The organism is Cellvibrio sp. KY-YJ-3, from assembly GCF_008806955.1.
Classification (GTDB): Bacteria; Pseudomonadota; Gammaproteobacteria; order Pseudomonadales; family Cellvibrionaceae; genus Cellvibrio.
In genome coordinates this window covers 198,356-210,444 of the sequence record NZ_CP031727.1, presented here as the reverse complement: position 1 = coordinate 210,444, position 12,089 = coordinate 198,356, and the positions used below count along the sequence as shown (strand labels likewise).

10 protein-coding genes are annotated in these 12,089 nt (G+C 49.1%); all 10 read left to right on the top strand.

The genetic code is table 11. The features are described 5' to 3' along the window. Positions 1-106 precede the first annotated feature (106 nt). The gene (gene rpoC, locus D0B88_RS00955; protein ID WP_040393159.1) at positions 107-4,330 is read left to right on the top strand and encodes a DNA-directed RNA polymerase subunit beta'; all 4,224 of its coding nucleotides are present in this window, start codon (positions 107-109) and stop codon (positions 4,328-4,330) included. A gap of 266 nt (positions 4,331-4,596) precedes the next feature. Next, positions 4,597-4,968: a 30S ribosomal protein S12 gene (gene rpsL / locus D0B88_RS00950; protein WP_040393161.1), complete on the top strand. Its 372-nt coding sequence runs from the start codon at positions 4,597-4,599 to the stop codon at positions 4,966-4,968. Between the two features lie 141 nt (positions 4,969-5,109). Beyond that, complete coding sequence (gene rpsG / locus D0B88_RS00945; RefSeq protein WP_007644453.1) at positions 5,110-5,580, top strand: 30S ribosomal protein S7; 471 nt, start codon at positions 5,110-5,112, stop codon at positions 5,578-5,580. 89 nt (positions 5,581-5,669) lie between these two features. Further along, the gene (gene fusA, locus D0B88_RS00940; RefSeq protein WP_151054370.1) at positions 5,670-7,790 is read left to right on the top strand and encodes an elongation factor G; all 2,121 of its coding nucleotides are present in this window, start codon (positions 5,670-5,672) and stop codon (positions 7,788-7,790) included. Between the two features lie 34 nt (positions 7,791-7,824). Continuing rightward, entirely contained in the window at positions 7,825-9,048 is a 1,224-nt protein-coding gene (gene tuf, locus D0B88_RS00935) for an elongation factor Tu (protein WP_007644455.1), read from the top strand. Between the two features lie 208 nt (positions 9,049-9,256). Continuing rightward, positions 9,257-9,568: a 30S ribosomal protein S10 gene (gene rpsJ, locus D0B88_RS00930; RefSeq protein WP_007644456.1), complete on the top strand. Its 312-nt coding sequence runs from the start codon at positions 9,257-9,259 to the stop codon at positions 9,566-9,568. 103 nt (positions 9,569-9,671) lie between these two features. Next, positions 9,672-10,316 (top strand): 50S ribosomal protein L3, encoded by a 645-nt coding sequence (rplC, locus tag D0B88_RS00925; protein ID WP_007644457.1) that lies wholly within the window; start codon positions 9,672-9,674, stop codon positions 10,314-10,316. 20 nt (positions 10,317-10,336) lie between these two features. Then, on the top strand, positions 10,337-10,951 hold the full coding sequence (gene rplD, locus D0B88_RS00920) for a 50S ribosomal protein L4 (RefSeq protein ID WP_007644458.1): 615 nt from the start codon (positions 10,337-10,339) through the stop codon (positions 10,949-10,951). Then, positions 10,948-11,244 (top strand): 50S ribosomal protein L23, encoded by a 297-nt coding sequence (gene rplW / locus D0B88_RS00915; RefSeq protein ID WP_040393166.1) that lies wholly within the window; start codon positions 10,948-10,950, stop codon positions 11,242-11,244. Before rplD ends, rplW begins: the two co-directional genes overlap by 4 nt. Before the next feature lie 13 nt (positions 11,245-11,257). Continuing rightward, positions 11,258-12,085 (top strand): 50S ribosomal protein L2, encoded by an 828-nt coding sequence (rplB, locus tag D0B88_RS00910; protein ID WP_007644461.1) that lies wholly within the window; start codon positions 11,258-11,260, stop codon positions 12,083-12,085. Positions 12,086-12,089: the final 4 nt, after the last annotated feature.

Genomic DNA, 12,089 nt, shown 5'->3' with positions numbered 1-12,089 from the left:
TAGGCACTGATGCCTGTTGCCGTGTTGTGTTCCCGGCAGCAGTGCCGACAAGAATTTGCCTAGAAGTTTAATGAAAGCTCCCTTGGAGCCAACAGGAGAAAGCGCCTTGAAAGACTTACTGAATTTACTCAAGTCCCAGGGACAGGTCGAAGAATTCGACTCTATTCGTATTAGCTTGGCATCACCTGAAATGATTCGTTCCTGGTCGTTTGGCGAAGTGAAAAAGCCAGAGACCATCAACTATCGTACCTTCAAGCCTGAGCGTGAAGGTCTATTCTGCGCCAAGATCTTTGGCCCGGTAAAAGATTACGAATGCTTGTGCGGCAAGTACAAGCGTATGAAGCACCGTGGCATTATCTGTGAGAAGTGCGGTGTTGAAGTGACCTTGGCTAAAGTGCGTCGTGAGCGTATGGGCCACATCGAACTGGCTAGCCCGGTTGCACATATTTGGTTCCTGAAATCACTGCCGAGCCGTATTGGTTTGTTGCTGGATATGACCCTGCGTGATATCGAGCGTGTATTGTATTTTGAATCCTATGTAGTGACCGAGCCAGGTATGACTACGCTGGAGCGCGGTCAATTGCTCTCTGACGAGCAATACTTCGAAGCCATGGAAGAGTTCGGTGACGAATTCGAAGCGCAAATGGGTGCTGAAGCGATTCAGACCTTGATGCGTGCTATTGATCTGGAATCAGAAATTCAACGCCTGCGCGAAGAAATTCCAAATACCACCAGCGAAACCAAAATCAAAAAATACTCCAAACGCCTGAAGCTGTTGGAGGCATTCTTCTTCTCTGGCAACAAGCCTGAGTGGATGGTGATGGAAGTGTTGCCGGTATTGCCGCCAGATCTGCGTCCATTGGTTCCACTGGACGGCGGCCGCTTTGCGACTTCCGACCTGAACGATTTGTACCGTCGCGTAATCAACCGTAACAACCGTTTGAAGCGTCTGTTGGATCTGAATGCGCCGGACATTATCGTGCGCAACGAAAAGCGTATGCTGCAAGAAGCGGTAGATGCGTTGCTGGATAACGGTCGCCGTGGTCGTGCGATCACCGGTTCGAACAAGCGTCCGCTGAAATCGTTGGCAGACATGATCAAAGGTAAGCAAGGTCGTTTCCGTCAAAACCTGCTCGGTAAGCGCGTTGACTACTCCGGTCGTTCGGTAATTGTGGTAGGTCCAACCCTGCGTTTGCATCAGTGCGGCCTGCCGAAGAAAATGGCCTTGGAATTGTTCAAGCCATTTATTTTCAGCAAGCTTGAATTGCGCGGTTTGGCGACCACGATTAAAGCCGCCAAGAAAATGGTTGAGCGCGAAGAGGCTGTCGTTTGGGATATCCTCGACGAAGTAATCCGCGAGCATCCTGTGCTCCTGAACCGTGCACCAACACTTCACCGTCTTGGTATCCAGGCGTTTGAGCCAGTACTGATTGAAGGTAAGGCAATCCAGCTGCACCCGCTCGTCTGCTCTGCGTATAACGCGGATTTCGACGGTGACCAAATGGCAGTTCACGTTCCACTGACTATTGAAGCTCAGTTGGAAGCGCGCGCATTGATGATGTCTACCAACAACATCCTGTCACCCGCATCAGGTGAGCCCATCATCGTTCCTTCGCAAGACGTGGTATTGGGCTTGTACTGGATGACTCGTGATCGTGTTAATGCCAAAGGCGAAAACATGATTTTTGCAGATACTGCAGAAGTATCACGTGCTTATTACTCCAAACAAGTTGACCTGCAAGCGCGCATCAAAGTGCGTTTGGTTGAAACACTGATTGGTGCTGAAGGCGAAAGAACCAGTGAAACCAAACTGGTAGAAACTACCGTTGGCCGCGTATTGCTGTGGGAAATTGTTCCGCCTGGCATCCCGCTGGAAATGATCAACCGCCCAATGGTTAAGAAAGCCATCTCTGCGGTTATCAACTACTGCTATCGCGTAGTGGGACTGAAGGCTACGGTTATTTTTGCTGACCGCTTGATGTACATGGGCTATGACTTCTCTACCAAGTCAGGCTCCTCTATTGGTGTTAACGACTTTACTATTCCTGCTGCCAAGGCTGAGATCATTGGTCGCGCTGATGCAGAAGTGAAAGAAATCGAAACTCAATACGCCTCTGGTCTGGTGACTCAGGGCGAGAAATACAACAAGGTCATCGATATTTGGTCTCGTGCTAACGATTTAGTTGCCAAATCGATGATGGAAGGTATTTCTAAAGAAGCTGTTATCAACCGTGATGGCGTTGAAGAATTACAGCCTTCATTCAACTCCGTATTTATGTACGCCGACTCAGGTGCGCGTGGTTCGCCCGCACAGATTCGTCAGTTGGCGGGTATGCGTGGTTTGATGGCGCGTCCTGATGGCTCGATCATTGAGACCCCCATTAAGGCAAACTTCCGCGAAGGCTTGAACGTACTTCAGTACTTTATTTCTACGCACGGTGCGCGTAAAGGTTTGGCGGATACCGCATTGAAGACAGCCAACTCCGGTTACTTGACCCGTCGTTTGGTTGATGTGGCGCAGGATTTGGTGGTGACCATGCAGGATTGTGGTACCGATGAAGGTTTGACCATGTCACCAGTAATCGAAGGTGGTGATGTTATCGAATCGCTGGGTGATCGTATCCTCGGTCGTATTATCGCGCGCGATGTGATTCGCCCTGGTACTGATGAGATTCTGGTTCCTGCTGGCACCATGATTGATGAAGCTTGGGTCGAGCGCGTTGAAGCAATGGGGATCGATGAGGTTCTTGTTCGCTCACCGATTACCTGTGAGGCGCGCAGTGGCATCTGTTCTATGTGTTATGGTCGCGACTTGGCTCGTGGTCATCGCGTCAATGTGGGTGAGGCGGTTGGTGTTATTGCTGCTCAGTCAATCGGTGAGCCAGGCACCCAGCTGACAATGCGTACATTCCACATTGGCGGTGCGGCATCGCGAGCGTCTGCTGCCGATAGCGTGCAGGTAAAACAAGAAGGTACTGTACGTTTACTCAACGTTAAAGTTGTTAGTAACCCTGCAGGCAACTTGGTTGCTGTATCTCGTTCGGGTGAGTTGGCAATTGCTGATGCCAGTGGTCGCGAGCGCGAGCGTTACAAGATCCCTTATGGTGCATTAATCACCGTTAAGGATGGCGAGGCAGTTAAAGGTGGCCAAGTTATCGCTAAATGGGATCCGCATACTCACCCCATCGTATCGGAAGTGGCAGGTACTGTTGCCTTCTCTGGTATGGAAGATGGTCTTTCTATTCGTCGTCAGACTGATGAATTGACTGGCCTGAGTTCGATTGAGGTGTTGGATCCTGCTGAGCGCCCATCTGCGGGTAAGGATTTGCGCCCTGCAGTAACCTTGGTTGATAGCAAAGGTAAAGAGTTGTTCCTGGCCAATACCAATGTACCCGCGCATTACATGTTGCCAGCTAAGGCGATTTTGAGCATCAACAATCATGACATCATTAATGTTGGTGACATTATTGCTCGTATCCCGCAAGAGGGTTCCAAGACTCGCGACATCACCGGTGGTCTGCCGCGCGTTGCTGACCTGTTCGAAGCTCGTCGCCCGAAAGAGCCGTCAATCCTGGCGGAAATTTCCGGTACCGTGAGCTTCGGTAAAGAAACCAAGGGCAAGCGTCGCTTGATTATTACGCCTGTGGATGGACAGCTTCTGCCAGATGGTTCAACCCACTACGAAGTGTTGATCCCAAAACACCGTCAGCTGACTGTGTTTGAGGGGGAGATGGTTGCCAAGGGTGAAGTTGTATCTGATGGTCCAAGCAATCCGCACGATATTTTGCGCCTGCAAGGTGTTGAGGCTCTAGCTCGTTATATTACTAACGAAATTCAGGATGTTTACCGCTTGCAGGGGGTGAAAATCAACGACAAGCACATTGAGACCATTGTGCGTCAAATGTTGCGTAAAGTTGAAATTACCACCATGGGCGATTCAACCTTCGTTAAAGGCGAGCAAGTTGAATATAACCAACTGCTGGAAGAAAACGAAAAGCTGCGTGCTGAAGCTCGCCAGCCTGCAAATTACGAGCGTCAATTGCTCGGGATTACCAAGGCATCTCTGGCGACAGAATCGTTTATTTCGGCTGCCTCTTTCCAAGAGACAACACGTGTTCTTACCGAAGCAGCAGTAACCGGAAAGAAAGATGCGTTGCGCGGTTTGAAAGAGAACGTGGTGGTTGGTCGATTGATTCCGGCTGGTACAGGTTTGGCCTATCACTCAGATCGCAAACGCCGCCGCGAAGCTGCTCAAGTACACGATGTGGGTGTGAGTGCTGAAGATGTTGAAGCAGCATTAACCGAAGCATTGAAATCAAGCATTGGCTAATGCTTGATTAATGGGGCGCATCTTGTGTGCTCCGGGGCTCTATCCCAAGCAAGACTGACAATGTCAGTCTTGCTTTTTTATCGGCTAGATTTATGTGTTGGCCAGTAAATAAGCGGACTTTGCCTTGACGGTGGGGAAGTGCATCTTTACAATGCGCCACCCACTTTTTCCTGAGTGGGAAGCTGGGCTATGCCAATCGGGCTCGTCCGCTTTCTTAACCTTGCCTTTGTTAATAAAGGCGTTTTTTATCTATGGAGTTAGTTTTCATGCCGACGATCAATCAGTTGGTTCGTAAGCCAAGAAAACGTATCGTAGACAAGAGCGATGTTCCTGCTCTGCAAGGCAATCCGCAAAGACGCGGTGTTTGCACTCGCGTTTATACGACTACACCTAAAAAGCCAAACTCAGCATTGCGTAAAGTATGCCGTGTTCGTTTGACTAATGGCTTTGAGGTGTCTTCCTATATCGGCGGTGAAGGCCATAACTTGCAAGAGCACAGCGTGGTGCTGATCCGTGGCGGTCGTGTAAAAGACTTGCCGGGTGTGCGTTACCACACTGTACGCGGTTCACTGGATACTTCCGGTGTTGCCAAGCGTAGACAAGGTCGCTCCAAGTACGGTGCAAAACGTCCTAAGTAATGCTTGCGGGCGGGTGTTTTATCCGCCATTTGCATTTAGTGCGTTAATGTTTTCGGTTTACCACCGAGTAAGGCCAAGCAAACTTAAAACAATTGGGTTTTTAGTGTTGTCTTGGAAAATTCCTGAAGAGAGGCTTTTGACATGCCAAGAAGACGAGTCGTCGCCAAACGCGACACGCTGCCGGATCCAAAATACGGTAACGTGACTCTGGCGAAATTTATGAACCACGTAATGATTAGTGGTAAGAAGTCGGTAGCAGAGCGCATTATTTATGGCGCGATGGATATCGTTAAAACCAAATTGAATCGTGATCCTCTGGAGGTTTTCTCCGAGGCCCTCGAAAATATCGCTCCGCTGGTTGAGGTTAAATCTCGCCGTGTGGGTGGTGCAACTTACCAAGTTCCAGTTGAGGTTCGTGCTTCTCGCCGTACCGCTCTGGCAATGCGTTGGTTGGTGGATTACTCGCGTAAGCGTGGTGAGAAATCAATGCCTGCGCGTTTGGCGGGTGAGTTGATGGATGCTGCACAGGGTAAAGGTGCTGCGGTTAAGAAGCGTGAAGACGTTCACCGCATGGCAGAAGCGAACAAGGCGTTCTCTCACTTCCGTTTCTAAGGCTGTGTGGCTTCAAACTTCCTGTGAAAAGCAAAGGCAGCAAGGCTGCCTTTGCTTTTATAGTGAATAGCTAATCGGGGAATAGAGTAGTGGCACGTAAAACTCCAATCGCACGCTATCGTAATATTGGCATCTGCGCTCACGTTGATGCGGGTAAAACGACAACTACAGAGCGCGTATTATTTTATACCGGCTTGTCTCACAAAATTGGTGAGGTCCATGACGGCGCAGCAACTACCGACTGGATGGTGCAAGAGCAAGAGCGCGGCATCACTATTACTTCCGCTGCTGTGACTACATTCTGGAAAGGAATGGCGGGCCAATTTGATGAGCATCGCATTAATGTAATTGATACGCCTGGGCATGTTGACTTCACTATTGAAGTGGAGCGCTCTCTGCGTGTGTTGGATGGTGCTGTAGTGGTGCTGTGTGGTTCTTCGGGGGTGCAGCCGCAAACCGAAACTGTGTGGCGTCAAGCAAACAAATATGAAGTTCCGCGTATTGTATTTGTGAACAAAATGGATCGTACCGGTGCTAGCTACATGCGTGTGGTCGAGCAGCTGAAGTCCCGTTTGGGGGCTAACCCGGTTCCGCTGCAGATGACTATTGGTGCGGAGGATGAGTTTCGTGGTGTGGTCGATCTGGTTAAGATGCGCGCCATTATCTGGAATGAAGAAGATCAGGGTATGACCTTCAGCTATGAGGAGATTCCCGCGGAGCTGCAGGCAACTTGCGAAAAAATGCGTGAGTTTTTAATCGAGTCCGCCGCTGAGTCCAGTGAAGAATTGATGGAAAAATATTTGGGCGGCGAAGAACTGACCGAAGAGGAAATTAAAGCGGGAATCCGTGCGCGAACCTTGGCGAATGAGATTATTCCTGTTATTGGTGGCTCGGCTTTTAAAAATAAAGGCGTTCAAGCAATGCTTGATGCGGTTATCGATTATTTACCGGCCCCAACCGAAGTTAAGGCTATTGAGGGTGTGTTAGAGGATGGTGAGACCATTGCTACTCGCAAGGCGAGTGATGATGAGCCCTTCTCTGCGTTGGCTTTTAAGATTGCTACGGATCCTTTTGTGGGGACGTTGACTTTCTTTCGTGTTTATTCCGGGACGCTGCAGTCAGGCGATATGGTCTTAAATTCGGTAAAAGGTAAAAAAGAGCGTGTTGGTCGTATGGTGCAAATGCATGCTAACCAGCGCCAAGAGATTAAAGAGGTGTTAGCAGGTGATATTGCTGCTGGCATAGGTTTTAAAGACTGTACTACTGGTGACACCTTATGTGCGCTGGATGATGTCATTATTCTTGAGCGTATGGACTTTCCGGAGCCTGTGATTCATGTCGCGGTTGAGCCGAAAACCAAAGCAGATCAGGAAAAAATGGGTGTCGCTCTGGGTAAGTTGGCGCAAGAGGATCCTTCCTTTCGTGTGCGTACTGATGAGGAGACGGGCCAAACAATCATTGGTGGGATGGGTGAGTTGCATCTCGACATTATTGTTGATCGCATGCGCCGCGAGTTTGGTGTCGAAGCCAATATAGGAAAGCCCCAGGTGGCTTATCGTGAGGCAATTCGTAATACTTGTGAGATTGAGGGCAAGTTTGTTCGTCAATCTGGTGGTCGTGGCCAATATGGGCACTGTTGGATTCGTTTCTCTCCCGGTGCTGATGAAAGTGCAGAAGGTTTGGAATTTGTTAATGAAGTAATTGGTGGTGTGGTTCCAAAGGAATTTATACCGGCAATTCAAAAGGGTATCGCTGAGCAGATGCAAAATGGCGTGCTGGCTGGCTACCCTCTGTTAGGTTTAAAAGCGGTTGTGTTTGACGGCTCCTATCATGATGTTGATTCGTCAGAGATGGCATTTAAGATTGCTGCATCTATGGCGACCAAGAAGCTGGCTCAAAAAGGTGGCGCGGTACTGCTGGAGCCAATTATGAAGGTTGAGGTGGTTACACCAGAGGCCAACATGGGTGATGTGGTTGGCGATCTCAATCGTCGTCGCGGCATGATTCTGGGTATGGATGAAAGTCCGATGGGTAAGGTAATTGATGCGGAGGTGCCGTTGGCTGAAATGTTTGGCTACGCCACCTCGCTGCGCTCTGCCACCCAAGGGCGAGCAACCTATACCATGGAATTTTTGAAGTATCAGGAGGCTCCTCGCAATGTGGCTGAAGAGTTTATTGCGAAGGGCAGAGTGCAAAGAGACGAAGAATAGTTTCGATATTTCATCTACATAGAGGAATTGAAAAGTGGCTAAAGAGAAGTTTGAACGTAACAAGCCCCACGTCAACGTGGGCACCATTGGTCACGTTGACCACGGTAAAACCACTCTGACTGCAGCGCTGACTCGCGTTTGTGCAGAAAGCTGGGGTGGCGCGTTTGTTGGTTATGATGGTATCGATAACGCACCTGAAGAAAAGGCGCGTGGTATTACCATTAATACCTCTCACGTGGAATATGACTCACCAACTCGCCACTATGCGCACGTTGACTGCCCAGGCCACGCCGACTATGTGAAGAACATGATCACCGGTGCTGCCCAGATGGATGGTGCAATCCTGGTGTGTGGTGCAACTGATGGTCCAATGCCGCAAACTCGTGAGCACATCCTGCTGTCTCGCCAGGTAGGTGTTCCTTACATCGTGGTATTCCTGAACAAGGCTGACTTGTTGGCGGAAGACTGTGGTGGTGTAGGCACTGAAGAGTACAACGAAATGTTGGAATTGGTAGAAATGGAGCTGCGTGAGCTGCTGTCTACCTATGACTTCCCTGGTGATGACACCCCGATTATTGCTGGTTCTGCGCTGATGGCGTTGAACGGTGAAGATGAAAACGGTTTGGGTACCTCTGCGGTACGTAAACTGGTTGAGTCCTTGGACAGCTACATTCCTGAGCCAGTGCGTGCTATCGATCAGCCATTCCTGATGCCAGTAGAAGATGTGTTCTCTATCTCTGGTCGCGGTACAGTGGTAACTGGTCGTGTAGAGCGTGGTGTTGTTAAAGTGGGTGAAGAGATCGCTATCGTTGGTCTGAAAGACACTGTAAAAACCACCTGTACTGGTGTTGAAATGTTCCGCAAGCTGCTCGACGAAGGTCGTGCCGGTGAGAACGTTGGTGTTCTGTTGCGTGGTACCAAGCGTGATGACGTTGAGCGTGGTCAAGTTCTGTGTAAGCCAGGTTCAGTGACTCCACACACCAAGTTTGAATCAGAAGTGTACGTATTGTCTAAAGAAGAGGGTGGTCGTCACACTCCATTCTTTAAAGGTTACCGTCCACAGTTCTACTTCCGTACCACTGACGTAACTGGTGCGGTGGAATTGCCGGAAGGCGTAGAAATGGTAATGCCAGGCGACAACATTAAAATGGTTGTTACCTTGATTCACCCAATCGCGATGGAAGATGGTTTGCGTTTTGCTATCCGTGAAGGTGGTCGTACTGTTGGTGCTGGCGTTGTAGCCAAAATCATTCAGTAATAAGTATTTGGTAAAAAGCGGGCCCTTGTGGCCCGCTTTTTATTTTGGTGGGTAGTGGTTCTGATTGGTTGATCAATAAACAGTTCTTTTGTTGTTTATTTGTTGACAGGTCATAAATCCGCCCTTAGAATTGCGCCTCCTTTTGCCGGGGTACTTTATCCTAGCGCATTGGAAGTTCTTTAAAACAAACAATTGGAGTTTGGTTCACATGCAGAATCAACGCATTAGAATTCGCCTGAAGGCTTTTGATCACAAGCTTATTGACGCCTCTACTCAAGAGATCGTTGAAACAGCAAAGCGTACAGGTGCTCAAGTGCGCGGTCCGATTCCGCTGCCGACTCGTAAAGAGCGCTTCACTGTATTGATTTCTCCGCACGTTAATAAAGACGCGCGCGATCAATACGAGATCCGTACACATAAGCGTTTGCTGGATATTGTTGAGCCTACTGAAAAAACTGTTGATGCACTTATGAAGCTGGATTTGGCTGCTGGTGTTGAGGTTCAAATTAGTCTCGGCTAAGTAAATGTTTAAGGTTCGGGCGCACTGGGTGTCCGAACTGTGTAACGCTCTGAAATGGGCGGCCATAGCGGGTAAAAGCCCCGTACACTAAGAGGTTAGTAAAATGACGATTGGTATTGTCGGCCGCAAAAGCGGTATGACTCGTGTATTTACCGATGATGGTGTTTCCATTCCTGTGTCTGTGATCGAGGTTGAGCCTAATCGCATTACTCAGGTTAAAAGCGTTGATACTGATGGCTACTCTGCTGTGCAGGTAACTATTGGTACTCGTCGTGCCTCCCGTGTTACCAAGTCCGAAGCCGGTCATTTCGCTAAAGCTAATGTTGAAGCGGGTCGTGGTGTTTGGGAATTGCGTAACGAAGCTCAAGAAGCTTTCGAAGTTGGTGCAACAATTACTGTCGAGTCTTTCTCTGCAGGTCAAATAATTGATGTAACCGGCACATCTAAAGGTAAAGGTTTTGCTGGCGGCATCAAGCGCTGGAATTTCGGTATGCAAGATGCGACTCACGGTAACTCCCGTTCGCACCGTGTGCTGGGTTCTATCGGCCAGTGTCAATCTCCAGGTCGCGTATTCAAAGGCAAGAAAATGGCTGGTCATATGGGTGCTGAGCGTGTAACCGTTCAAAACCTTGAGATCGTTCGTGTCGATGCTGAGCGCAATCTGCTTCTTGTTAAGGGTGCTATTCCTGGTGCTCCAGGTGGCGACGTTATTGTGCGTCCTGCTGTTAAAGCGCGCACTAACGGTTAAGTATCCGAGGGGAATCGACCATGGAATTAAAAATTGTTAGTCCCGGTGGTGCCCAGGGTACAGTTTCTGTATCTGAAGTTGCCTTCGGTAGAGAGTTTAATCAAGACCTGGTTCATCAAGCCGTTGTTGCTTACATGGCTGGTGCGCGTCAGGGTACCAAAGCGCAAAAAACTCGCGCTGAAGTTTCTGGTGGTGGTAAAAAGCCATGGCGTCAAAAAGGCACTGGTCGCGCCCGTGCTGGTACCATTCGCAGCCCAATTTGGCGTGGCGGTGGTGCAACTTTTGCTGCTAAGCCACGCAATTTTGAGCAAAAGCTTAACAAGAAAATGTACCGTGCTGCGCTGCAGTGCATTCTGTCCGAATTGAATCGTCAGAATCGTTTGATTGTTGTTGAAAGCTTTGATGTTGATGCGCCCAAAACCAAGGCTCTGGTGCAAAAATTGGCTCAATTTGATCTGACTGATGCACTGATTGTTACCGAAGAAATGAGCGAGAATCTGTTCCTGGCTTCACGCAACCTGTACAAGGTTGGTGTGATTGATGTTCAGGGTGTGGATCCGGTCAGTTTGATTGGTTTCGATAAAGTTATTGTAACCGTGCCTGCTCTGAAAAAGTTTGAGGAGATCCTGGGATGAACCAAGAACGCATTTATAAAGTGTTGCTAGGTCCTGTGGTGTCTGAGAAGTCAGCTGCAGCCGGTGAAACTGGTAATCAAGTTGTTTTCAAAGTATTGGCTGATGCCAATAAAGTGGAAATTAAAGCCGCAGTTCAAGCGCTGTTCAACGCCAAAGTTGAATCAGTTCGCGTATTGAACGTTAAAGGCAAAACCAAGCGTACACGCTACGGAATCGGCAAGAGAAGCGATTGGAAAAAAGCGTATGTACGTCTTGAGCAAGGTCAAGAAATCGACTTTGCGGTAGCTGAGTAAGGGGATTGTTGCAATGCCAATTGTAAAATGTAAACCAACCTCTCCAGGTCGCCGCTTTGTAGTAAAAGTTGTCAATCCGGATTTGTACAAAGGTGATCCTTTTGCGCCACTGTTGGATAAAAAATCCAAATCAGGTGGTCGCAACAATACCGGTCGCATTACTACTCGCCATGTTGGTGGCGGCCATAAACAACATTACCGTGTAGTTGATTTCCGTCGCAATAAAGACGGCATCCCTGCAACTGTTGAGCGCATTGAGTACGATCCAAATCGTACTGCTTATATCGCGCTTGTATGTTATGCAGATGGTGAGCGTCGCTACATTATTGCGCCCAAAGGTCTGAGCGCTGGTGACAAAATTGAGTCGGGTAATGCCGCTGCTATTAAAGTCGGTAATGCTCTTCCAATCCGTAACATCCCGTTGGGTAGTGTAATTCACTGCGTCGAGTTGAAGCCTGGTAAAGGTGCTCAAGTTGCTCGATCTGCTGGTGCTTCGGCTCAGTTGGTGGCGCGCGACGGTGCTTACGCAACTTTGCGTTTGCGCAGCGGTGAAATGCGTAAAGTGTTGAGCGATTGTCGCGCAACTCTGGGTGAAGTCTCTAACAGTGAACATAACTTGCGTTCATTGGGTAAGGCAGGCGCCAAACGCTGGCTTGGCATTCGTCCTACTGTTCGCGGTGTTGCGATGAACCCTGTAGATCACCCAATGGGTGGTGGTGAGGGTCGTACCTCTGGTGGTCGTCATCCAGTTTCGCCATGGGGCGTTCCAACCAAGGGTTACAAAACGCGCAGCAACAAGCGCACCGATAACATGATTGTTCGTCGTCGCGATAAGAAATAAGCGT